The 21,866-nt window shown below is 64.3% G+C and carries 22 protein-coding genes; 11 read left to right on the top strand and 11 right to left on the bottom strand.

What is annotated here, in order from left to right; translation table 11 throughout:
- Positions 1-12: 12 nt before the first annotated feature.
- From F2P44_RS09235 to fliE, 6 genes are all read right to left on the bottom strand, one after another.
- Entirely contained in the window at positions 13-447 is a 435-nt protein-coding gene (locus F2P44_RS09235; protein WP_167086410.1) for a flagellar FliJ family protein, read from the bottom strand.
- The gene (fliI, locus tag F2P44_RS09230) at positions 444-1,760 is read right to left on the bottom strand and encodes a flagellar protein export ATPase FliI (RefSeq protein ID WP_167086409.1); all 1,317 of its coding nucleotides are present in this window, start codon (positions 1,758-1,760) and stop codon (positions 444-446) included. Before fliI ends, F2P44_RS09235 begins: the two co-directional genes overlap by 4 nt.
- Positions 1,757-2,443 carry a flagellar assembly protein FliH gene (gene fliH / locus F2P44_RS09225; RefSeq protein ID WP_167086408.1) on the bottom strand — a complete coding sequence of 229 codons (687 nt, stop codon included), beginning with the start codon at positions 2,441-2,443 and terminating at the stop codon, positions 1,757-1,759. Before fliH ends, fliI begins: the two co-directional genes overlap by 4 nt.
- Entirely contained in the window at positions 2,440-3,468 is a 1,029-nt protein-coding gene (locus F2P44_RS09220) for a flagellar motor switch protein FliG (protein WP_099874634.1), read from the bottom strand. Before F2P44_RS09220 ends, fliH begins: the two co-directional genes overlap by 4 nt.
- On the bottom strand, positions 3,449-5,113 hold the full coding sequence (fliF, locus tag F2P44_RS09215; RefSeq protein ID WP_223165017.1) for a flagellar basal-body MS-ring/collar protein FliF: 1,665 nt from the start codon (positions 5,111-5,113) through the stop codon (positions 3,449-3,451). The genes F2P44_RS09220 and fliF overlap by 20 nt, the downstream gene beginning before the upstream one ends.
- An 88-nt stretch (positions 5,114-5,201) precedes the next feature.
- Positions 5,202-5,558 carry a flagellar hook-basal body complex protein FliE gene (gene fliE, locus F2P44_RS09210; RefSeq protein WP_167086407.1) on the bottom strand — a complete coding sequence of 119 codons (357 nt, stop codon included), beginning with the start codon at positions 5,556-5,558 and terminating at the stop codon, positions 5,202-5,204.
- Positions 5,559-5,989: 431 nt separating this feature from the next.
- Here fliE and F2P44_RS09205 point away from each other — a divergent pair, with 431 nt between their 5' ends.
- From F2P44_RS09205 to F2P44_RS09175, 7 genes are all read left to right on the top strand, one after another.
- Positions 5,990-6,871, top strand: coding sequence for a hypothetical protein (locus F2P44_RS09205; RefSeq protein WP_167086406.1), 882 nt, complete (start codon positions 5,990-5,992; stop codon positions 6,869-6,871).
- Positions 6,872-6,951: 80 nt separating this feature from the next.
- A complete protein-coding gene (locus F2P44_RS09200; protein WP_187363281.1) occupies positions 6,952-7,263 on the top strand; it encodes a FliM/FliN family flagellar motor switch protein in 312 nt (103 codons plus the stop codon).
- Entirely contained in the window at positions 7,260-8,021 is a 762-nt protein-coding gene (gene fliP, locus F2P44_RS09195) for a flagellar type III secretion system pore protein FliP (protein ID WP_167086404.1), read from the top strand. The genes F2P44_RS09200 and fliP overlap by 4 nt, the downstream gene beginning before the upstream one ends.
- A gap of 30 nt (positions 8,022-8,051) precedes the next feature.
- Positions 8,052-8,321 (top strand): flagellar biosynthesis protein FliQ, encoded by a 270-nt coding sequence (fliQ, locus tag F2P44_RS09190; RefSeq protein WP_167086403.1) that lies wholly within the window; start codon positions 8,052-8,054, stop codon positions 8,319-8,321.
- A gap of 4 nt (positions 8,322-8,325) precedes the next feature.
- Positions 8,326-9,102, top strand: coding sequence for a flagellar biosynthetic protein FliR (fliR, locus tag F2P44_RS09185; RefSeq protein WP_167086402.1), 777 nt, complete (start codon positions 8,326-8,328; stop codon positions 9,100-9,102).
- Entirely contained in the window at positions 9,095-10,237 is a 1,143-nt protein-coding gene (locus F2P44_RS09180; protein WP_167086401.1) for an EscU/YscU/HrcU family type III secretion system export apparatus switch protein, read from the top strand. Before fliR ends, F2P44_RS09180 begins: the two co-directional genes overlap by 8 nt.
- A complete protein-coding gene (locus F2P44_RS09175; RefSeq protein WP_167086400.1) occupies positions 10,234-12,321 on the top strand; it encodes a flagellar biosynthesis protein FlhA in 2,088 nt (695 codons plus the stop codon). Before F2P44_RS09180 ends, F2P44_RS09175 begins: the two co-directional genes overlap by 4 nt.
- A gap of 99 nt (positions 12,322-12,420) precedes the next feature.
- Here the strand turns inward: F2P44_RS09175 and fliK are convergent, their stop codons facing one another.
- From fliK to F2P44_RS09150, 5 genes are all read right to left on the bottom strand, one after another.
- A complete protein-coding gene (fliK, locus tag F2P44_RS09170; protein ID WP_167086399.1) occupies positions 12,421-13,323 on the bottom strand; it encodes a flagellar hook-length control protein FliK in 903 nt (300 codons plus the stop codon).
- A gap of 91 nt (positions 13,324-13,414) precedes the next feature.
- A complete protein-coding gene (locus F2P44_RS09165) occupies positions 13,415-14,275 on the bottom strand; it encodes a flagellin N-terminal helical domain-containing protein (protein ID WP_167086398.1) in 861 nt (286 codons plus the stop codon).
- A gap of 196 nt (positions 14,276-14,471) precedes the next feature.
- Positions 14,472-15,332, bottom strand: a complete 861-nt coding sequence (locus F2P44_RS09160) for a flagellin N-terminal helical domain-containing protein (RefSeq protein ID WP_167086397.1) — start codon at positions 15,330-15,332, stop codon at positions 14,472-14,474.
- 228 nt (positions 15,333-15,560) lie between these two features.
- Positions 15,561-16,421 carry a flagellin N-terminal helical domain-containing protein gene (locus tag F2P44_RS09155; RefSeq protein ID WP_167086397.1) on the bottom strand — a complete coding sequence of 287 codons (861 nt, stop codon included), beginning with the start codon at positions 16,419-16,421 and terminating at the stop codon, positions 15,561-15,563.
- 236 nt (positions 16,422-16,657) lie between these two features.
- Complete coding sequence (locus F2P44_RS09150) at positions 16,658-17,518, bottom strand: flagellin N-terminal helical domain-containing protein (RefSeq protein WP_167086396.1); 861 nt, start codon at positions 17,516-17,518, stop codon at positions 16,658-16,660.
- Positions 17,519-17,788: 270 nt separating this feature from the next.
- Here F2P44_RS09150 and F2P44_RS09145 point away from each other — a divergent pair, with 270 nt between their 5' ends.
- The 4 genes from F2P44_RS09145 (at position 17,789) to dusA (ending at position 21,806) form a co-directional block, all read left to right on the top strand.
- A complete protein-coding gene (locus F2P44_RS09145) occupies positions 17,789-18,715 on the top strand; it encodes a hypothetical protein (protein WP_167086395.1) in 927 nt (308 codons plus the stop codon).
- 25 nt (positions 18,716-18,740) lie between these two features.
- Positions 18,741-19,181 (top strand): hypothetical protein, encoded by a 441-nt coding sequence (locus tag F2P44_RS09140; protein ID WP_167086394.1) that lies wholly within the window; start codon positions 18,741-18,743, stop codon positions 19,179-19,181.
- 147 nt (positions 19,182-19,328) lie between these two features.
- Positions 19,329-20,453: an acyltransferase family protein gene (locus tag F2P44_RS09135; RefSeq protein ID WP_167086393.1), complete on the top strand. Its 1,125-nt coding sequence runs from the start codon at positions 19,329-19,331 to the stop codon at positions 20,451-20,453.
- 354 nt (positions 20,454-20,807) lie between these two features.
- Positions 20,808-21,806, top strand: a complete 999-nt coding sequence (gene dusA, locus F2P44_RS09130; protein WP_267877592.1) for a tRNA dihydrouridine(20/20a) synthase DusA — start codon at positions 20,808-20,810, stop codon at positions 21,804-21,806.
- Positions 21,807-21,866: the final 60 nt, after the last annotated feature.

Genomic DNA, 21,866 nt, shown 5'->3' with positions numbered 1-21,866 from the left:
TCTAAAATGAAATTACTTGCGGCCGGCCAGCCACGATTGCGTGGCCAGGTCGTCTTCGCGCTTGCGCTCGACGCGGTGTTGGGCCAACGCCGCCACGCCTTTTTTCTGTTCCAGTACCTGGTCGAGCAACTGGCGCTCGCTCCAGGCATCGTTCAGGGCGCGCTGCGACACGGCCATGGTCGCTTCGTGCAGGCTCAGGTCGGTGCGATGGGTGTCGGCCAGCGCGATCACGGCCAGCTTGTACTGGCCGCAGTTAAGCGCCAGCGCGAGCGGCAGGGCGCCGCTGGCGCCGCTGCCGGTGGCCAGGCCGTCCAGGCGTTCCAGGTTGGCCTTGTAGCGCGCCTGGGTCGCCTGCTGCGCCGCCAGGTCGGCCTGGAGGCGGTCCACCTTGGTAGTGCGCAGGCGTACCAGGGTGTCCAGGCTGTCGATCGTGTGCTTGATGGTCATGACATCATCGCTTCCAGTTGGGAAATGCATTCAGGCAAAGGCGCCGCTTCGCGCGTACCCTGGCACAGGTAAGCGTCGATATGCGGTTCCAGGCGCACCGCGTGGTCGGTCAGCGGATCGGCGCCCGGCACGTAGGCGCCCAGGGGAATCAGGTCGCGCACGCGGGCGTGGCGGGCCAGCGCGGCTTTGAGCTTGCGCGCGGCCAGCGCATGCTGGGTCGGCACCACCTGGGCCATGCAGCGGCTGATGGAGGCGGCCACGTCGATCGCCGGGTAATGGCCGCGTTCGGCCAGTTCGCGGGTGAGCACGATGTGGCCGTCGAGGATCGCGCGGGCGGTATCGACCACCGGGTCTTGCTGGTCGTCGCCTTCGGCCAGCACGGTGTAGATGGCGCTCATGCTGCCGTGTTCGTGCTCGCCGTTGCCGGCGCTTTCGACCAGCTGCGGCAGGGCCGAGAACACCGACGGCGGATAGCCGCGCGTGGCCGGCGGCTCGCCCAGCGCCAGCGCCACTTCGCGCAGCGCCATGGCGTAGCGGGTGAGGGAATCGACCAGCAGCAGCACGTTCAAGCCCTGGTCGCGGTAATGGGCGGCGATTGCGTGGCACAGTTCGGTTGCGCGGATGCGCATCAGCGGCGATTCGTCGGCCGGGGCGATCACCAGCACGGCTTTTTTCAAGCCCTCGGGGCCGAGCGACATGTCGACGAATTCGCGCACTTCGCGCGAGCGTTCGCCGATCAGGCCGACCACCACCACGTCGGCCACGGTCTGGCGCGTGATCAGGCCCAGCAGCACGGACTTGCCGACCCCGCTGCCGGCCATCAGGCCGACGCGCTGGCCCTTGCCGATGGTCAGCATGGAATTGATGGCGCGCACGCCGACATCGAGCGGCTCGACCACCGGTTGTTTTTTCAGCGGATTGATTTTGGGCGGCGTCATGTCCAGGCGATGCTCGCCGCCCAGGCGGCCCAGGCCGTCGATCGGCTCGCCCAGGCCATTGACCATGCGCCCCAGCCACGAAGGGCCGATCTGGAGGGTGGCGGCGGTCGGGCTGGGCAGCACGCGGGCGCCCGTGGTCAAGCCGATGGCTTGCTTGAACGGCATCAGGAACGAGAGGCGTTCGCGGAAACCGACCACCTGCGCATCGAGCCACTCGCCATCGACCGTTTCGATGCGGCAGCGCTGGCCCGTGTGCAGGCGGCAGCCGGCCGATTCCAGCAGCAAGCCCGAGGCACCGACCAGGCGGCCGGTCGGGATCGCGACCGGCACGTCGTCGAGCTCGACGGTGCGCAGGGAATCGGCCAGATTGCTCATGCTTCGACCTCCTCGGCCACCCGTTCGGGCACCGCCAGCAGCTGGGCGCTGACCTGCGACATGCAGGCCGCCAGGCGGCCCTGGCAACCGGCGTCGACTTCATTGTCGCCGGCGCGCACGCGGCATTCGCCCGCTTGCAGCGAGGGATCGGGCAGCAAGCTCCATTTGGCGGCGCGCACCGGATCGAGTTCGGTGATGCGCTTGAGTTCTTCCGGATTGAGGCACACTTCGATGCTGTCGCGGGTCGGCGGCATGGCGGCCAATGCTTCGTCGACCAGGGCCAGCAACTGGACCGGCTGCAGCGCCAGTTCGGCGCGGATCACCTGGCGCGCCACCTTGCCGACCAGGTCGACGACTTCCTTGCGCTGGGCGGAACGGAATTCCTCGACCATCTGGCCGAGCTGGGTGAACATGCCGTCCAGCGGGCCGGCCAGCTGCTCGAAGCGGTCCTGCACCTGCTGCATGGCTTGCTGGCGGCCGGCGGCCAGGCCCTCGGCCAGTCCGGCGGCGTAGCCTTCGGCGCTGCCGCGCGCCTGGCCGCTCTCGTATCCCTCGCGCTGCCCCTGCTGGTAGCCTTCTTCGACCGCGTTCTGCCACTGGCCCGCAGCCTCGGAGGAATGGGCGGCACCGAGCGCGTCGAGCTGCGACAGCGGCGGAAAATGATAGGGGCGGAATTGTTTCATTCTATGACTGCCTCGGCGAACAGTTGCACTTCGATCTCGCCGTTGTCGGCCAGTTGTTTCACGGTTGCCATGATGTCCTTGCGCGTCTGTTCGATGCGCGAGAGCGGCACCGGACCGGCGCGGCGCAGCAGGTCGTCGAAGTTCTGGGCCTGGCGGCGCGGCATGGTGGTGAGGATGGCGTCGCGGATCGCCGGTTCGGCGCCCTTGAGGGCGATCGCCCACTGTTCCAGCGGCACGTCGTCGAGGATGCGGGTAATCGTGGCCTCGGTCTGGCGCGACAGGATGAAAAAGTCGTACATGCTCATTTCGATTTCGGACACCACGTCCGGATCGTGGGCGCGCAGCAGTTCGACCATGCCGGCGCGGTTGCCCGGCAGCCGGTTGAGGATCTCGGCCACCTGGCGGATCCCTTCCACGCTGGCGCTCTGGGTGTCGAGCGCGCCCAGGCAGCGGGTCACCAGCTCTTCCAGTTCGGTCAAGAGGTCGCGGTCGATTTCATCCAGCCGCGCCAGGTTCAGCAGCACCAGGTCGCGCCCTTCGAGCGGCAGGGCGTCCAGGATCTGGCCGGCCAGCGCGGGCGGCAGGAAGGCCAGGAACACCGCTTGCATCTGCACGTGCTCGTTGGCGACGTAATCGGCCAGCCATTTCGGCGAGGCCCACTGCAGGCGCGCCATCATCGGGCGGATGGCATCGCCGTAGATGTTGTTGAGCACGCTGTTGGCGATGTCGCTGCCGAGCGCCAGGTCGAGCGAGCGCTTCAGGTAGCTGCGCGAAGCGCCATGCACGCCCGACTGCTGGCGGTAATCGTCGAAGAAGGTTTGCATCGCCACGCGCACGGAATCGACCTTGATGCCGCTCATGCGCGACATCACTTGCGTCACTTCCAGCAATTCCTCGCGGTCGAGGCAGCGCAGGACGGCCGCGGCCGGCTCTTCGCCAATGCTCAACAGGACGATGGCGGCCTGTTCGACAGGGGTCAGTCCAGGCGCCTCTTCGGCGTCCACGTTATTGTCCAGTTCGGCCATTTTTCTGCATCCATTGTTTGACGACTTCGGCGACCCGCTCCGGTTCCTTGGCAGCGAGAACTTTCAAGTGATCGACCATCACATCGACTGCCGAGCCGGCAGGGGGAAGATCGTAGTTTTCCAGCAAAGGCACCATCGGCAGCGCTGCGCCGAGGGCCGGGACCGCGCCGCCCGCCGCCTCGCCAGCGCGGTCGCCGACGCGCATGGCGGGACCTGCCACCGCGCTGGCGGCACCGGCCGGGCCAGCGAGCAGCTGGGCGTCGGCGGTGGCTGGCGGCGCCAGGCGCACGGTCAAGAGGCGCAGCAGCGGACGGATGATCAGCAGGAAGCCGAGCAGGATGCCCACCGCCCACGCCGCCCAGCTGCTCATGTCGACCACGTTGTCGCGTTCCTGCCACCATGGGGCGGCGACGGGCTGGACCGGGAAGCTCATGGCGGACACGGTCAGCACATCGCCGCGTTCGGTGTTGATGCCCAGGCCGCTGCTCAGGGTTTTTTCGATATTCGCCAGTTCGGTGGCGCTCCAGCCGGTCTTGGCGGCGGCCACGTGGTTGTTCAGTACCACGGCCACGCTAAGCTTGCGCAAACGGCCACGGCTGCGCTTGATCTGGGTGATGTTGCGGTCATAGGCGAACTGGCGCGTGCTGGCATTCTTGCGGGCGCTGCCATCGTCGGCTTTCGGATCGGTGCCGGCGCCGGCGCCGGCGACCTGCGGTTCGGGCATGGCTGGCGGACGGTTCGACAGGGTGCCTGGCACGCCGATTGCCATGCGGTTCTTTTCCTGCTCTTCGCGCACCGCTTCGCTGGTCACTTTCGGGGTGTCGCCGTATTTTTCGCTGGTTTCCTCGATCTTGTCGTTGTCGATGTCGGCGGTGACGCTGAGCTTGAAGTTATTCGCGCCCAGCACCGGGCCGAGCAATTCGTTGACGTTGCCGCGCACCTGGTCCTGGTATTTCTTGGCGTTCGCATCCGCGCCCTGGGCGGCGCCGTCGAAGCCGTCGCTCAGGTCGACCCGCGAAGACAGGTAGTTGCCGGCCTGGTCGACCAGGCTGACGCGCTGCGGGGACAGGCTGGCGACGCTGCCGGAGACCATGTTGATGATCGCGGCGATCTGTTCCGGGGCCAGGGTGCGGCCCGGTTTCACGGCCACCACCACCGAGGCGGACGATTTTTCACCGTCGCTGGCCACGAACGAGGTCGAGCGGGCGATCGACAGGTGCACTCTAGCCGAGGCGATGGCGTCGAGCGAGAGGATACTCTGCGACAGCTCGCCTTCGAGGCCGCGCCGGAAGCGCACGTCCTGCACGAACTGGGACACGCCCAGCGGATCGTTCTTGTCCATCAATTCCAGGCCGGCCGGCAGCTGGGCGGTGACGCCCTTGGCGGCCAGCAGCATGCGCACCTTGCCCAGCTGCGAAGCGGGCACCAGCAGCTGGCCGGTTTCCGGATGCAGGCGGTAGGCCACCTTGTCGGCGTCGAGCACGGCCATCATGTCGCCCGAGGCAACCCGCTCGTTGGCGCCGAACACCGGCTTGTAGCCAGCCTGGTCGTTCCACATGTACATCATCACGGCGGCCGTGATGGCGATCGCCAGCACCAGCATCGGGGTCAGGTTGTTGCGCAGCGCTGGCGGCAGCGAAGGCATGGCGCCCATGCGCCCGGCGAAGTTGGATTTGAGAGAGGCAATCACGCTGGTTTTTCCCTGCGGTTAAGGTAACGTTGCAAACAGGTGCTCAGACCGGGAGCTTGATCAGCTCGTCCACGGCGCCCATGACCTTGTTACGCACTTGCATCAGCATCGAGAAGGACAGGCTGGCTTCCTGGCTGGCCAGCATGGCGCCGACCAGGTCGTCGCTCTTGCCGCTGTCGACATCGTTCATTTTCTGGCCGGCCTGGGCATCTTGCTGGTTCACACTGTCGAGCGCGTTTTTCATGCTCTGGGTGAAAGAAAACCCGGCCGGGAGCGCTTCGCCGGCGGCGCGGCCCAGGTTGGCGTGCGCGGCCAATTGGCCCGCATCGTTGGCCAGCACTTTCAGCTCCGACTGGAGTTGGCTGGCGAGTGAATTCGATGTTGTAATTCCGACTTCCATGTTGTCTTCCCTGCATAATTTTTTGTTCATAATCAAACAGTTACGACGAATTCCATGTCGTAGCCGGCCTGAACGGGTAAGCGCCAAGTGTGCGCGTTCCGTGCCGCGATTCCAAACGAAAACATGCTCGACGGCAAAATAATTTATTGCTGAGTCGGGTAAAACCAACAAATTTCGCCAAACCGCTTGGAGCAGAAGCAAAGGTGTCGAAATGCCTAACAAAATCGCTTACTGTTGGTAACGGGAGGGACTGTCAGAACTTGAGCCTGCCCGCTAAATTATTGCCGTACGGCACTATATCACAGCTTACCGCGCTGCAACTATAATGCCACATGGAAATTAAATGCATCAAATAAAAATGCTCTGATATACTGTTTTCCTCAAATAAAACAAAGAGTTGCCCTCTTTGCCATGCACTTGCCGAGTTACTTATGACCATGATAAATAAGACAAACTTGCCGGCAACACCGCAGGTGCTCGATCCCCGGCTGCTGGGCCGGCCCGTCCATTTACTGCCCCAATTCGCGGCCCAGTTTGCCGAGGATCTGGCCGCTGCCTTGCGCCAGCCGGCCTTGCGCCGTTACTGGGATGGCTTCCAGCTCGCGGCGAGCGGTTTCGTCGGCCCGCCCGACCCCAGCCAGAGCGGGCGCTGGCTCGGCTTTAGCGGCGGCGCCGGCGGCATCGCCTTCGCGCTCGAACGCTCCCTGCTGCTCAGCGTGCTCAACCAGCGCTACGGACGGCGCGGCGCGGCCCCCGCGCCCTCGGTCGACCCGGCCACGGTCAGGGTGACGGCCACGGAAGAACGCCTCGCAATTGTGTTAGGTCAACAATTAGCGTCGGTGCTCTCCAAGCGGGTGGATGCAAACCTTGCGCGGGCGAATAATGAACCCAACGCAGCTTCCACCGAACTGGTGCCGGGCAGCGTGCCGCCGGCGCCGCCCAGCGCCGATGGCTGGACGCTCGGCATTACCCTGCGCCAGGCCCAGAGCGGAGAATGCGGCCAGCTGTGGCTGGCGCTGGACCAGGACATGGTGGCGCGCGTGCTGCTTGGGCTGGCGCCGGAGCGTGCGCGCGAGCACGCGCCGCCGCGCGCCAGCGTGGCGCTCGGCACGGCCTTGCAAGTGACGCTGGAGGGGCGCCTGGTGAGCAAGGAAATCACGCTCGAAGCGCTGTTTGCGCTCAAGCTGGGCGACATCATTCCCGTGACGGTGGGCCGGGCCGATGTCTTGCTGGCCGAGTCGCGCTTGTTTACGGCGGCGGTCACGGAACATAACGGGACGCTCTGCTTAACCTCTTTTGAAGATAGCGACTAATGAAAATCAACGAGAACGAACTTCAGGCGCAGGACCAGGACGCCGGGATCGACGAAGAATTGATCATCGATGAACCCCGGATGGGGGTGCCTTCCGGCCTGGAGGGCGCGCGCCCGCTTGAGAAGCGTCCCCAGCGCGACTTGCCGCAGATGATGCGCAAGATTCCCGTGACCTTGACCCTGGAAGTGGGCTCGGCCCGCATCTCGCTGCAGGAATTGATGGCGATCGGGCCGGCCAGCGTGATCGCGCTCGACGTGCTGGCGGGCGAGCCGCTGGTCATCAAGGTCAACGGCACCCCGATCGGGCGCGCCGAAGTGGTGGTGGCCGGCGAACAGTACGGGCTCAAGGTCATCGACCTCGACGGCCTGGACCTGGACCTGATCACTGCATGAGAGGGGGCGCACGCGGCCATGGCGCGCGGCTGGCCGCGCTGGCCTTGCTGGGCGCCGGCCTGCTGCTGTGCGCGCCGGCCGCGGCCCAGGATTTGCTGGCCGGGGTGATCCCCGGCGCCAAGACCGACCTGACGGTCAAGTCGCAGGTGCTGGTCCTGATGACCTTGCTTGGGCTCTTGCCCATCATGGTCATGATGATGACCTGCTTCACCCGCTTCGTGATCGTGCTCTCGCTGCTGCGCCAGGCGCTCGGCTTGCAGCAGGGCTTGCCGAACCGGATCATCACCGGCGTGGCCCTGATCCTCACCTTGCTGGTGATGCGCCCGATCGGCGACCAGATCTGGCGCGACGCCTTCGTGCCCTACGACCAGGACAAGATCGGCATGCAGGATGCCCTGAAAGTGGCCGAAGTGCCGCTCTCGCGCTTCATGCTGGCCCAGACCAGCAAGGCCGCGCTGGCCCAGGTCGCGCACCTGGCGGGCGAACCGGCCGCGCTGGAGCCGCACAAGCGCGCGTTCACCGTCAAGCTGGCCGCGTTTGTGCTGAGCGAACTGAAAACCGCATTCCAGATCGGCGCCATGCTGTTCATTCCCTTCCTGATCATCGACCTGGTGGTGTCCTCGGTGCTGATGGCGATGGGCATGATGATGCTCTCGCCGCTGGTCATTTCGCTGCCGTTCAAGCTGCTGCTGTTCGTGCTGGTCGATGGCTGGACCCTGACCGTCAACACCCTGGTCGGCAGCATCCGGCCGTTCTGACAGACCGATTGTGATGGGAGGAGAGAGGCGATGACCCCCGACGTGGCCGTGGACCTGATGGTCGGCGCACTGCAGATCGTGATGCTGATGGTGCTGGTGCTGGTGGTGCCGGGCCTGATCACGGGTTTACTGGTGGCGCTGGTGCAGGCCGCCACCCAGATCAACGAGCAAACCCTGAGCTTCTTGCCGCGCCTGCTGGTGACCCTGCTGGCGGTGATCGTGGCCGGGCACTGGATGACGAGCTACCTGATGGATTACTGCGTCTCCGTCTTCCAGCGCGCCGCCGCGCTGGTCGGCTAGGCGCATGGAACTGGCCGGCTACCTGCTGCCGCTGCTGAACGCCCTGTGGTGGCCGTTCATCCGCATCCTGGCACTGCTGAGTGCGGCGCCGGTGGTAGGCGACATCCTGGTGCCGCTGCCGGTGCGCGTGCTGCTGGCGCTGGTGCTGTCCTTCCTGATGCTGCCTTTTTCCCCGGGCAATGCGGTGGTCGACCCGTTTTCCGTGCTCGGCATCGCCACCACGCTGGAGCAGGCCGTGATCGGCGGCGTGCTGGGGCTGGCCATGCATTTTTCGATGTCGGTGGTGAATGTGCTCGGCTACCTGGTATCGAGCCAGATCGGCTTTTCGATGGCGCAGATGAACGATCCGGTCAACGGCACCGCCTCGGACGTGGTGTCGGGGCTGCTCTCGCTGCTCGCCATCATCGTGTTTTTCGCCATCGACGGCCATCTGGTGCTGACCGGGGTGCTGGCGACCAGCTTCAAGGCCTGGCCGGTGGGCGGCGGTTACGGGGCGCTGCTGTTGCATACCGTGGCGCTCAAGGCGGCCTGGATTTTCGCCGCCGCCATGCTGCTGGCGCTGCCGATCGTGTTTTCGACCCTGGTGGTGCAGCTCGGCTTTGGCCTGTTGAACCGGGTGGCGCCCTCATTGAATCTGTTTTCGCTGGGCTTTTCGCTGACCACCCTGTTCGGCTTGATGATGCTGATCCAGATCGTGCGTTTCATTCCCCAGCACTACATTGCGATGAGTAACCAGGTGCTCGAACTGATAGCCCAACAAATGAAGGCGGCCCATGGCTGACGATGCGAGCGGTGGCGACAAGACCGAAAAGGCCTCGCAGCAAAAGCTGCGCAAGGCCCGCCAGGAAGGCCAGGTGGTGCGTTCGCGCGACCTGGGCACCGCCATCGGCATCCTGATCAGCCTGAAACTGTTCGCCATGCTGCTGCCGACCTACCTGGCCTCGTTCCGCAGCCTGTTCGACCTGGTCTTCATCCCGCTGGGCGCGGACGGGGTCATCGAAAACGCCATGTCGACCATCTTCAGCAGCGCCATGTGGCTGTTGATCAGCATGGTGCTGCCGCTGCTGGGCGTGCCATTCGCGGTGGTGCTCTCGTCCCTCATCCCGGGCGGCTGGGTGATCAGCACCAAGCACTGGGAACCGAAAATGGAGCGCCTGTCGCCGATGAAGAACCTCGGCAACCTGATGACGGCCAAGCATGGCATCGGCGTGGCCACCTCGGTGGGCAAGGCGGTGGTGCTGGGGTCGGTGCTGGTGCACGTGAGCCGCTCGGGCATGAATGCCTTCGTCGAGCTGCAAAAGATGCCGCTCGGCGTGGCCCTGCCGACCGGCGCCGGCCTGATGCTCGACGCCCTGATGGCGATGTGCATGGTGTTCGTCATGTTCGCCGTGCTGGACGTGCCGATGCAGGCGTTCTTGTTCGCACGCAACCAGCGCATGAGCAAGCACGACCAGAAGGAAGAACACAAGAGCAGCGAAGGCAAGCCCGAAGTGCGCCAGCGCATCCGCCAGTTGCAGCAGCAGATGGCGCGCCGCAGCGTCAACAAGACCGTGCCCACGGCGGACGTCGTGATCGTCAACCCGGAACACTATGCGGTGGCGCTCAAGTACGAGGCCAGCCGCGCCGAAGCGCCGTTCGTGGTGGCCAAGGGGGTCGATGAAATGGCCCTGTACATCCGCCAGATTGCGCGCCAGCACAATATCGAGACGCTCGAACTGCCGCCGCTGGCGCGCGCGATCTACAATACCAGCCAGGTCCAGCAGCAAATTCCGGCCCAGCTGTACCAGGCCGTGTCGCAGGTGCTCAACTATGTGCTGCAACTGAACGCTTTTCGTGCCGGCCGGCGCACTGCGCCGCCCCGTTTTCCCAACGAGGTGGTCGTGCCATCTCATCTGAGTGAGGTTCCCGCCACATGAGTTTCTTGAACAGCCTGCTGGTCGAGTTGAAGCGGCATAAATTTGCCACTCCGGTGTTCCTGCTGGTGATCCTGTCGATGATCATCCTGCCGCTGCCGCCGGTGCTGCTCGACGTGCTGTTTACCTTCAATATCGTGCTGGCCATGATCGTCATCCTGGTGTCGGTCTCGGCCAAGCGGCCGCTCGACTTCTCGGTATTCCCGAGCGTCATTCTCGGCACCACCATGCTGCGCCTGACCCTGAACGTGGCCTCGACCCGGGTGGTGCTGCTGCACGGCCACCAGGGCACGGACGCGGCCGGTAAAGTGATCGAAGCCTTCGCCAACGTGGTTATCGGCGGCAATTTCGTGGTCGGCTTCGTGGTGTTCGTGATTTTGATGATCATTAACTTCGCGGTGGTGACCAAGGGTGCCGAGCGCATTTCCGAGGTATCGGCGCGGTTTACCCTGGACGCGCTGCCGGGCAAGCAGATGGCCATCGACGCCGACCTCAACGCCGGCCTGATCAACCAGGAAAAAGCCCAGGTGCGGCGGCGCGACGTGGCCGCCGAAGCCGACTTCTACGGCGCCATGGACGGGGCCTCGAAGTTCGTGCGCGGCGATGCGGTCGCCAGTATCCTGATTTTGATTATCAATATGGTGGGCGGCGTGGCCATTGGGTCGCTGATGCACAACCTGTCGTTCGGCGACGCCTTCCGCCAGTACGCCCTGCTGACCATCGGCGACGGCCTGGTGGCGCAGATCCCGGCGCTGCTGCTGTCGGCCGCGGCCGCCATCCTGGTGACCCGGATCAGCGATTCGGGCGACTTCGAACAGCAGGTCGGCGGGCAATTGCTGGCCTCGCCGGCGGTGCTGTACAGCGCCTCGGGCATGATGCTGGTGCTGGCCATGGTGCCGGGCATGCCGTGGCTGATGTTCGGCATCTTTGCCGCCGTGCTCGGCTATGTCGGCTGGCGCCTGGCGCGCATGGTCAAGGCGCCCGACCAGGCCGGCGTGGCGGCGATCGAAGCGGCCCTGCGCGACGAGCGCGCGCCGGACCTCGAATGGCACCAGTTGCCGGCGGTGCAGCCGCTGACGGTGGCGGTGGGCTACAAGCTGGTCGCTCTGGTGGACGCCGCCCAGGGCGAGCCGCTGACCAAGCGCATCAAGGGCGTACGCCAGAGCTTGTCGGAAGCGATGGGTTTGCTGCTGCCGCCGATCAATGTGCGCGACGACTTGTCGCTGCGCCCGACCCAGTATTCGATCATGCTCAGCGGCACCGTGGTGGCGGAAGCGGAAGTGGTGCCGGACTGCCTGATGGCGATTCCCTCGCCCTCGGTGTACGGCCAGCTGGACGGCATTCCCGGGATCGAACCGGCGTACGGCATGGCCATCACCTGGATTGCGCCGGACGACAAGGCGCATGCGCTGGGGCTGGGCTACCAGGTGGTCGAGGTGCCGAGTGCGATCGCCACGCACTGCTCGAAGGTGGTGCGCGACTACCTGCCGGATCTGTTCCGCCATGAAGACGTGCCGGCGATCCTGGAGCGGCTGACGGCGCTCTCGCCGAAACTGTCGTCGGCGCTGGACAAGGCGCTCACGCATACCCAGTTGCTGCGGGTATTTCGCGTACTGCTGGCCGAAAATGTGTCGCTCAAGGATATCGTGGTGATCGGCACCACCTTGCTCGACAGCTCGGAAACGACCAAGGACCCGATCTTGCTGGCGGCCGAAGTGCGCTGCGCGCTGCGGCGCCAGATTGTCACCGCGCTGTTCGGGAAAAAGAAGGAAATGCCGGCGTTCAATCTGTCGGCCGAGCTGGAGAATATGCTGCTCGGTTCCCTGAACCAGGCGCGCCAGGGCGGGAAGGTCGCGCTCGACAATTTCCCGATCGATCCGCAACTGCTGTCGCAGCTGCAACTGAACATGCCGGTGGCGCGTGAGCAGATGAAACAGCAGCAGAGTGCGCCGCTATTGCTGGTGCTGCCGCAGATCAGGCCTTTGCTGGCGCGCTATGCGCGCTTGTTTGCGCCGGGCTTGCATGTGCTTTCTTACAACGAGATTCCGGAAAACCGTGATGTCAGCATCGTCGGAACGGTTGGATAAGTGTCTTAACCGGGGTCAGACCCCAAGCTTCATTAACCGGGGTCAGACCCCAAGCTTCATAAGCCATGTTCCCCGGCACCGGCCTCTGGGGGCGACGGCTCATGGTTCGCCGTACGCCATGTCGCCCGGCAGCGGCTCCTGGGTGAAGCGCACCGTCGTGGTCGCATCCGGCCTGCTTGAGCCGGTCAGCAGCAGCGCCACTTCCGCCATCGCGCGGAACAGGGACGGGGGCAGGGCGGCGCTGATCTGGGCCGAATACTGTTGCAGCGGCTTGCCCGGCCATAATCCTTGCCGGACACTGGCGCGCGCCAGGCGCAGCCCGGCCTGTTCGACGGCCAGCTTGAGCCCCGGCAGCGCCTGGCGCAACTGCGCCACCGCGCGCGGATGCTCGGCCGCCAGCTCCATCAAGACCCCATCGACCAGTTCCAGCTGCACCGTGGCATGGCTGCCGTCGGCCAGCACCACGTCCAGCCGCAAGGCCGCCTTGGCGCGCTTGCGCCGGCTGGGCGGAGGATCGGGCACGCCGGTCAGCAGGCGCAGCGCCAGTTGCTGGCCGCCAGCCCCCGGCAGCACGAAACGCCACGCTTCCGGATGCCACAGCATGGTTTGCTGCCCCGTGGGGGTGACCTGCAAGGCGTGCTGCACGCCCGACCTCAGCAAGTTGCCCGGCATGAACTGGGAGCGCCCCTGCTCTTGCAGTGTCGCCAGCTGGGCGCCGTAGGCGCGCACCATGGTGCGCCACGCGTTGGCCAGGCTGGCGCCGTCGAGTACCGGCCAGGCCAGCTGGCGCGCCATGAAGACCTGGTCGGTGCGCATCGAGGCGCTTTCGTTCAGGTTGGCCGGCAGGCCGGCGCCCGACGCGGCCGCGGCCACCGGTTCGGAGACCGGCAGCGGCAAGCCCGTGCCAGCGGCGCCCGCCCTGGCCGGCGCCGGCAGCAGCGACACCGGCGCCAGCGCTGCAATCAGCGGCGCGCCCAGCGGTTGCGAAGTGATGGTAGACATGGCGTTCACGCATGGTCAGGATAAAAAAAGAGCCAGCCGGGTTCCCGGCTGGCTCGGTCGTTCCCGGCTGAAACGCCGGCGGCCGTGCCGGTTATTGCAGCAGCGACATGACCATCGAGGACATGCTGTTGCTCTGTTTCAGCATCGCGGTGCCGGCTTGCAGCAGCATCTGGCTGGTGGTCATTTTCGAGCTTTCGCTGGCGAAGTCGACGTCCATGATGCGGCCGGTCGCAGCCTTGCTGTTGGTGCTGATGTTCGACAGGTTGTTGTAGACGTGTTCCAGGCGGTTGGCCGAGGCGCCCAGGGCCGAGCGCACGGTGCCGATCGAGGCGATCGCGGTGGACAGCTTGTCGATCGTGGTCGAGGCGGTGCCCACGCCGGTCAGTTCGGTGCCGACCGTGTTCGGGGCGGCGTAGTTGGCGGTGGTGGCGCCGACGTCGGTGCCCAGGGTGGTCATGCTGGCCGACATATCGACCGTCATTTTTTCACTGGTGCTCGAACCGATCTGGAACGTCATGGCCGAGGCGATGGTGCCGCCGACGAGCAGCTTGGCGCCGCCGAAGGAGGTGTTGTTGAGTACGTTGTTCAGTTCGGTGCCCAGGGCATCGTATTCGGACTGCATCGCGGTCTTGTCGGCCGCGGTGGAGGAGGCATCGGCCGATTGCGTGGCCAGATCCTTCATGCGCACCAGCATGTTGCTCACTTCGTCGAGCGCGCCTTCAGCGGTTTGCAGCATCGAGGTCGAGTTTTGCGTGTTGCGCATCGCAACAGCCATGCCGCTGGTCTGGGCTTTCAGGCGGGTGGCGATCTGCAGGCCGGCGGCGTCGTCCATCGACGAATTGATGCGGTATCCGGTCGACAGGCGTGTCATCGAGGTCGACAGGCTGCCTTGGGTACGGTTGATCGAATTTTGTGCGGACAGGGCAGCGTTGTTAGTGTGCAGACTCAGCATGATCGAACTCCAGAGGGTGGGGGTGGGGGGGCGCCGCGGTATCTTGCGCTCTTATAAGTACAAGACGACCGTTTCGTCAAGCGCGTTAAGTGCCGCATGGAAATTAATCGAACTATTTTTTGTGCATGAAAAAAGCCAGCCGGAGCAGGGCTGGCTTGGCGGGAACCCGGCGCCTTGGCCGGGCATCCTTCGGGGATTACTGCAGCAGGGACATGACCATCGAAGACATGCTGTTGCTCTGCTTGAGCATGGCGGTGCCGGCTTGCAGCAGCATCTGGCTGGTGGTCATCTTCGAGCTTTCGCTGGCGAAGTCGACGTCCATGATGCGGCCGGTGGCGGCCTTGCTGTTGGTGCTGATGTTGGACAGGTTGTTGTAGACGTGTTCCAGGCGGTTGGCCGAGGCGCCCAGCGATGAGCGCACGGTGCCGATCGAGGCGATCGCGGTGGACAGCTTGTCGATGGTGGTCGAGGCGGTGCCGGCGGCGGTCAGTTCGGTACCGACCGTGTTCGGGGCGACGTAGTTGGCGGTGGTCGCGGTGACGTCGGCCACCAGGGTGGTCATGCTGGCCGACATATCGACCGTCATTTTTTCACTGGTGCTCGAACCGATCTGGAACGTCATGGCCGAGGCGATGGTACCGCCCACGAGCAGCTTGGCGCCGCCGAAGGAAGTGTTGGTCAGCACGTTGTTCAGTTCGGTACCGAGCGCATCGTATTCCGACTGCATGGCGGTCTTGTCGGCGGCGGTGGAGGAGGCATCGGCAGCTTGCGTGGCCAGATCCTTCATGCGCACCATCATATTGCTCACTTCGTCGAGCGCACCTTCAGCGGTCTGCAGCATCGAGGTCGAGTTTTGCGTGTTGCGCATGGCAACGGCCATGCCGCTGGTCTGGGCTTTCAGGCGGGTGGCGATTTGCAGGCCGGCGGCGTCGTCCATCGACGAATTGATGCGGTAGCCGGTCGACAGGCGCGTCATCGAGGTCGACAGGCTGCCTTGGGTGCGGTTGATCGAATTTTGCGCGGACAGGGCGGCGTTGTTGGTGTGAAGGCTCAGCATGCTCAAACTCCTGGGTGTTGGGGGTGGGGGCTGTTCGGAGCCGCGCTGGTGTCGCGCTCTCATCAATACAAGGCGACACTTTGATCCAGATCATTAAGTGCCACATGGAAATATATTTTAGTGTTGCCGCTGCGGCCATATGGCGCTGCGCATGGGCGAAAAAAAACCAGCCGGGTGGATGGCTGGTTTTCCGGGGAGGCCGGCTTGCCGGCCGGGCATGCGTGCCGATTACTGCAGCAGCGACATGACCATCGAGGACATGCTGTTGCTCTGCTTGAGCATGGCGGTGCCGGCTTGCAGCAGCATCTGGCTGGTGGTCATTTTCGAGCTTTCGCTGGCGAAGTCGACGTCCATGATGCGCCCGGTGGCAGCCTTGCTGTTGGTGCTGATGTTGGACAGGTTGTTGTAGACGTGTTCCAGGCGGTTGGCCGAGGCGCCCAGCGATGAGCGCACGGTGCCGATCGAGGCAATCGCGGTGGACAGCTTGTCGATGGTGGTCGAGGCGGTGCCGGCGGCGGTCAGTTCGGTACCGACCGTGTTCGGGGCGACGTAGTTGGCGGTGGTCGCGGTGACGTCGGCCACCAGGGTGGTCATGCTGGCCGACATATCGACCGTCATTTTTTCACTGGTGCTCGAACCGATCTGGAACGTCATGGCCGAGGCGATGGTACCGCCCACGAGCAGCTTGGCGCCGCCGAAGGAAGTGTTGGTCAGCACGTTGTTCAGTTCGGTACCGAGCGCATCGTATTCCGACTGCATGGCGGTCTTGTCGGCGGCGGTGGAGGAGGCATCGGCAGCTTGCGTGGCCAGATCCTTCATGCGCACCATCATATTGCTCACTTCGTCGAGCGCACCTTCAGCGGTCTGCAGCATCGAGGTCGAGTTTTGCGTGTTGCGCATGGCAACGGCCATGCCGCTGGTCTGGGCTTTCAGGCGGGTGGCGATTTGCAGGCCGGCGGCGTCGTCCATCGACGAATTGATGCGGTAGCCGGTCGACAGGCGGGTCATCGAGGTCGACAGGCTGCCCTGGGTGCGGTTGATCGAGTTTTGCGCGGACAGGGCAGCGTTGTTGGTGTGAAGGCTCAGCATGGTCAAACTCCAAGTGGTAGGGTGGGGGCTCCGGAGTCGCGTTGCTTCGCGCTCTCATCACTACAAGGCGACAGCTTCAGTCGGATCGTTAAGTGCCGTACGGAAATATATTTCGGTGTTGCCGCTGCTGCATGTTGCGGCGCGCAGGGACGAAAAAAAAGCCAGCCGGGTGGACGGCTGGCTTTCTGGGGACCCGGCTTGCTCAGCCGGGCGTACTACGCATTGCTGCTTGCGGATTACTGCAGCAGCGACATGACCATCGAGGACATGCTGTTGCTCTGTTTCAGCATGGCGGTGCCGGCTTGCAGCAGCATCTGGCTGGTGGTCATTTTCGAGCTTTCGCTGGCGAAGTCGACGTCCATGATGCGCCCGGTGGCGGCCTTGCTGTTGGTGCTGATGTTCGACAAGTTGTTGTAGACGTGTTCGAGGCGGTTGGCCGAGGCGCCCAGCGACGAGCGCACGGTGCCGATCGAGGCGATCGCGGTGGACAGCTTGTCGATGGTGGTCGAGGCGGTGCCGGCGGCGGTCAGTTCGGTACCGACCGAGTTCGGGGTAACGTAGTTGGCGGTGGTGGCGGTGACGTCGGTCACCAGGGTAGCCATGCTGGCCGACATATCGACCGTCATTTTTTCACTGGTGCTCGAACCGATCTGGAACGTCATGGCCGAGGCGATGGTGCCGCCGACGAGCAGCTTGGCGCCGCCGAACGAGGTGTTGGTCAGCACGTTGTTCAGTTCGGTACCGAGCGCATCGTATTCCGACTGCATGGCGGTCTTGTCGGCCGAGGTCGAGGAGGCATCGGCGGCTTGCGTGGCCAGATCCTTCATGCGCACCAGCATGTTGCTCACTTCGTCGAGCGCGCCTTCAGCGGTTTGCAGCATCGAGGTCGAGTTTTGCGTGTTGCGCATCGCAACAGCCATGCCGCTGGTCTGGGCTTTCAGGCGGGTGGCGATCTGCAGGCCGGCGGCGTCGTCCATCGACGAATTGATGCGGTAGCCGGTCGACAGGCGCGTCATCGAGGTCGACAGGCTGCCTTGGGTGCGGTTGATCGAGTTTTGCGCGGACAAGGCAGCGTTGTTGGTGTGAAGGCTCAGCATGATCGAACTCCAGGTGTAGGGGGGGGGGCTTCGGAGTCGCGTTGCTGCGCGCTCTCCCAAGTACAAGACGACCGTTTCTCCGAAGTCATTAAGTGCCCAAAGGAAATAATTTGAATTATTTTCCCGCCACGCTGGGACCTCACCGGCCTGGAATCATATTTCCCTTTGTAATGAATGACTTAGTGAATGCATGACCCGATTGAGGAGGGATAAACCCCGGCCGCCGGGCTGGCGCCAAGATGAGGTTCTTTCAACTTGCGGAGAGCTATCATGAAATGTTTGCTTAAATCATCTGTCTTGTTGTGCGCCGTGTTTTGCCTGGCGCAGGGGGCCGGGGCCGCGCCGGCAGCCACGCCGCAGCGCGCGGGCGGCGCCGTCCGCACCATCGTTGCGGGTGGGGAAACGTTGGTCATGCAGGGAGACCGGTTCATTGCCAGACTGACAGATGAACAGAGCACGCATTACTTCTATAAAGAGGGCCGGCTGTCCAACGTCTACCGTTCGGATGGCAAGTTCGCCACGTATTACTATGACGACGAGAAGCGCCTGGAGCGGATCGAATTTTCCGATGGGCAGGTGCAGCGGGCCGTGTATCAGGCTGGGGTGCTGGTATCGATCGACAGTTCCTCGGGACAGCGCATGTTCATGGCGCCGGCTGCGGCGCTGGACAAGCGGACGGCAGCAGCCCCCGGCAGGCAGGCGCAGCTCGCGGCGGCAGCTGTCCCCGCTGCCGCCGGAACGGCGGCGCCGGATGCCCTCAACAAAAAACTGATGGCCATCGTGGGCTGGGAAGAAAAGAGCTGGGAATGCCGTCTCGCGCCCGATGAACAGACCATTTGCATCGGGCGCGGGGGAGGGGGCGGCGACAGCGGCGGCGGTGGCGATGGAGAAGGCGGTGGCAGCGGCGGCGCGCCCTACGGCGGCACTGGCTGGACGCCCGGCGATAACGCTCCTTCCGGCGGCGGCGCTGGCGCTGACGGGGGCGGGGGCGGAAGTGGCGACGGCGGCGGCTACGGCCCGCGCTACCCGACCAATTTGCCTACACGTATGAGTTGCCTGTCCGCTGCGAGCGAGACCTTCGAGATCATGCGCGATGAGGTGTGCACCATGGTCCGCGATCCGACCATCTGCATGGAGCAGAACTTGTTGCTCTTTCAGCAGCTGTGGCAAGAATGCATCGCCAGGTTCCCCCATTAAGCCGTCGCCTGTGAGGAGAAAGAGCATGATTTCCATCGGATCGGATGACCTTCGACGCATCCAATATTTCATCTTCGCGGTCCAGCGGCTCAACGGCATGGCTGACGTCCTTGCCACCTGGATGGCGAACGGGACGATGACCGCCTGGGATGGCACGCCGGCCCGCTTTGCCGACTGCGAAGCGGCGGCGATGGCGTATTTCGACGCGCGCCCTGGACAGGAGGGGCTGCGCCACGACTATCTGGCGGCACTGCGGGCGGCGCGCCAGATCGACCAGACCCTGGCCGCCTTCCTGGCCGGTGGCGCGCAGGGCGACCTGAATGCCTTGCTGGAGCAGGCCAGCGCGGCGCTGAACCAGTTTGCGGGCATGATCGACAGGCTGCCGGACTACCCCGGCGCGGACCTGGACGCTCCCGCCTTCAGGACCGAAGCGCGCCACTGTTTATCGCTGCGCCAGGCTGCATAGCGGACGGGGGCCGGAGGCGGGGCGGCGTTTGCCGTCCGCTTCCGAATAAGTGCTGCGCAGCCGGTTCGTGTTGGCTTATCATTGTCATCGTCGGCACGGCGCGCTGCGCGCCACACGCACTTCCCCAACTCAACCCACCATGATGGTATGCCCCCGAAAAATGAATTGATCCGCGCCAGCGGCCTGGATACCTTGCGCGCGATTGCCATTGCGCTCGTGTTGATGTCTCATTATGGTGGTTTTGTCAGCGGCAAGGACACCTTCGGCGTGGTGGGCAGCGTCGGCTGGACAGGGGTGGACCTGTTTTTCGTGCTCAGCGGCTATCTGATCGGGAACCAGATCCTGTCGGCGATCGCGCGCAAGGAAGACTTTTCCCTGAAGGCCTTCTTCGCCAAGCGCCTGCTGCGCACGCTGCCGAATTACTACTTCATGCTGGCTGTGTATTTTCTGCTGCCGGGCTTGCTCAGCGGCTCGAGCACCACGCCGCTGTGGCGATTCCTGACCTTTACGCAGAATGTCGGCCTGGCTTATGGGCAAACGTTTACCCACTCCTGGTCATTGTGTATCGAAGAACAATTTTATCTGGCGCTACCCCTGGTGGCGCTCGCGGTGGTGCGCTGCAAGCGGCCGCTCGCCATCGCCTGGTGCCTCATTGGCGCTGCCATCGCCGCCGGCATGCTGGCGCGCGGCAGCGCTTTTGTACTGCATGAGTACGATGCTTTTTCGGCAGAAACGTATTACTCCACCTGGTGCCGCTTCGACGAATTGCTGCCGGGCGTGGCGATTGCCCTGCTCAAGAACTTTCATGGCGCCCTGTATGAGAAGATCCTGGCAAAGGGCAATGTGTTATTGGCCGCCGGGCTGGCCGCCGTCGTCGCCACGCTGTATTGCGTGAAACAGGAATTTCCCGACCCGATGCTCTCGACCACCTTCGGCTTTTCGCTGGTCGCCATCAGTTACGCCGTGCTGGTCATGGCGGCGCTCAGTCCGACCTCGCTTCTCGGCCGCCTGCGCGTGCCGGGCGCAACTCAGCTGGCGCTGTGGTCGTACGCCATCTACCTGATCCACAAACCCATCTTCATGGTCGCCGCGCCGCGTCTGCGCGAGATGAAGGTCGACGTCAATGCGCCGCTGACCGTGCTGCTGCTGTTCGCCGTCAGCATCGTCGCCGGCTGGCTGCTGTTTCGCTGCGTGGAGACCCCGTTCATGCAGTTGCGCGCGCGCTGGTATCCCTCGCGGCGGGCAGCGCCGCAACTGGCGCCGGCGGCCTGACAAGGGGCCGTTGGCGTGCGGCGCAGCATGGAAGAAACCAGCTTGGGGAGGCGTGGGCTTGCTGCCGACATTGCGGCCCTAAGCGGGCGGTATGATCATACGGACCTCAACCCCGCTGGATAGTTTCAAGCGCTCATGAATATTTTTCGCGAGATCAGCGTGGATTGCGTCGACCCGGGAATGGCCATGGTCCGGGCGCAACAATCCGGCTCAGGTGCGGTCATTTTTGATATGATTCGTCTTTCCCGGTGCGTGCTCCGCGCTGGCGCGCCTCTGCCGCCCACTGTTATAACCGGCACTATTTACATTTCCGCAGCTACTGCGCAGCACGGCGGACATCATAGGTAAAATCACTTGAAATCAACGAATTACCGGGGCAGGACGCTCTCTGTCGCCCCGATGATGGACTGGACCGACCGTCACTGCCGCAAGTTCCACCGCCAGATCACGCGCCATACCTGGCTCTACACCGAGATGGTGACCACCGGCGCGCTGGTGTACGGCGACGTCGAACGCCATCTGCGCTTCAATGAAGAAGAGCATCCGGTCGCCCTGCAGCTGGGCGGCAGCGATCCGGCCGACCTGGCCACCAGCGCCAGGCTGGGCCAGCAATGGGGCTACGACGAGATCAACCTGAACTGCGGTTGCCCGTCGGAGCGGGTGCAGAAGGGCGCGTTCGGCGCTTGCCTGATGGCCGAACCGCAACTGGTGGCCGATTGCGTGAAAGCCATGCGCGACGCCGTCACCATCGATGTCACCGTCAAGCACCGCATCGGAATCGACCGCAACGAGGAATACGGTTTCGTGCGCGACTTCGTCGGTACCATCGCCGACGCCGGCTGCAACACCTTCATCGTGCATGCGCGCAATGCCATCCTGAAGGGGCTCTCGCCCAAGGAAAACCGCGAAATTCCGCCGCTCAAGTACGAGGTGGCGTACCAGCTCAAGCGCGAGTTCCCGGACCTGGAAATCATCATCAACGGCGGCATCAAGTCCTCCGACGAGATCGCGCTGCACCTGGCGCATGTGGATGGCGTGATGATGGGACGCGAGGCTTACCATAATCCCTATGTCATGGCCGAGTACGATGCGCGCTTTTACGGCGACACGGCAGCGGTCAAGACGCGCGAGGAAGTGCTGGCCGCGATGATCCCGTACATCCAGGCGCAGCTGGAGCAGCATGCGGTGCGCGGCTTGAAACTGAACACCATCACGCGCCACATGCTGGGTTTGATGGCAGGGCTGGGCGGCGCGCGCAGTTTCCGCCAGGTGATGTCCGACCCGAAACGGCTGGCGGCGGCCGATCCGCACCTGCTGCTCGAAGCGGCCGCCGGGATGCGCCGGGCGCCGTAGCGCCGGGCGCCGTAGCGCCGGGCGCCGTAGCGCCGGGCGCCGTAGCGCCTAGCGCAGTAA

This window comes from Massilia frigida, assembly GCF_011682175.1.
Lineage (GTDB): Bacteria > Pseudomonadota > Gammaproteobacteria > Burkholderiales > Burkholderiaceae_D > Telluria_A > Telluria_A frigida.
Note: the sequence above shows the minus strand (reverse complement) of the source record. Positions and strands in the feature narration are given on the sequence as shown.

Bases quoted from the DNA above. Each gene is read 5' to 3' on its own strand.
- fliR (WP_167086402.1), top strand. From the start codon at position 8,326: ATGGAACTGGCCGGCTACCTGCTGCCGCTGCTGAACGCCCTGTGGTGG.
- F2P44_RS09205 (WP_167086406.1), top strand. From the start codon at position 5,990: ATGACCATGATAAATAAGACAAACTTGCCGGCAACACCGCAGGTGCTC.
- F2P44_RS09175 (WP_167086400.1), top strand. From the start codon at position 10,234: ATGAGTTTCTTGAACAGCCTGCTGGTCGAGTTGAAGCGGCATAAATTT.
- F2P44_RS09165 (WP_167086398.1), bottom strand. From the start codon at position 14,275: ATGCTGAGTCTGCACACTAACAACGCTGCCCTGTCCGCACAAAATTCG.
- fliI (WP_167086409.1), bottom strand. From the start codon at position 1,760: ATGAGCAATCTGGCCGATTCCCTGCGCACCGTCGAGCTCGACGACGTG.
- fliE (WP_167086407.1), bottom strand. From the start codon at position 5,558: ATGGAAGTCGGAATTACAACATCGAATTCACTCGCCAGCCAACTCCAG.
- fliQ (WP_167086403.1), top strand. From the start codon at position 8,052: ATGACCCCCGACGTGGCCGTGGACCTGATGGTCGGCGCACTGCAGATC.
- F2P44_RS09220 (WP_099874634.1), bottom strand. From the start codon at position 3,468: ATGGCCGAACTGGACAATAACGTGGACGCCGAAGAGGCGCCTGGACTG.
- fliH (WP_167086408.1), bottom strand. From the start codon at position 2,443: ATGAAACAATTCCGCCCCTATCATTTTCCGCCGCTGTCGCAGCTCGAC.
- fliF (WP_223165017.1), bottom strand. From the start codon at position 5,113: ATGCCTTCGCTGCCGCCAGCGCTGCGCAACAACCTGACCCCGATGCTG.
- F2P44_RS09200 (WP_187363281.1), top strand. From the start codon at position 6,952: ATGGGGGTGCCTTCCGGCCTGGAGGGCGCGCGCCCGCTTGAGAAGCGT.
- F2P44_RS09235 (WP_167086410.1), bottom strand. From the start codon at position 447: ATGACCATCAAGCACACGATCGACAGCCTGGACACCCTGGTACGCCTG.
- fliK (WP_167086399.1), bottom strand. From the start codon at position 13,323: ATGTCTACCATCACTTCGCAACCGCTGGGCGCGCCGCTGATTGCAGCG.
- F2P44_RS09135 (WP_167086393.1), top strand. From the start codon at position 19,329: ATGCCCCCGAAAAATGAATTGATCCGCGCCAGCGGCCTGGATACCTTG.
- fliP (WP_167086404.1), top strand. From the start codon at position 7,260: ATGAGAGGGGGCGCACGCGGCCATGGCGCGCGGCTGGCCGCGCTGGCC.
- F2P44_RS09180 (WP_167086401.1), top strand. From the start codon at position 9,095: ATGGCTGACGATGCGAGCGGTGGCGACAAGACCGAAAAGGCCTCGCAG.
- F2P44_RS09150 (WP_167086396.1), bottom strand. From the start codon at position 17,518: ATGCTGAGCCTTCACACCAACAACGCTGCCTTGTCCGCGCAAAACTCG.
- F2P44_RS09145 (WP_167086395.1), top strand. From the start codon at position 17,789: ATGAAATGTTTGCTTAAATCATCTGTCTTGTTGTGCGCCGTGTTTTGC.
- F2P44_RS09140 (WP_167086394.1), top strand. From the start codon at position 18,741: ATGATTTCCATCGGATCGGATGACCTTCGACGCATCCAATATTTCATC.
- F2P44_RS09160 (WP_167086397.1), bottom strand. From the start codon at position 15,332: ATGCTGAGCCTTCACACCAACAACGCCGCCCTGTCCGCGCAAAATTCG.
- F2P44_RS09155 (WP_167086397.1), bottom strand. From the start codon at position 16,421: ATGCTGAGCCTTCACACCAACAACGCTGCCCTGTCCGCGCAAAACTCG.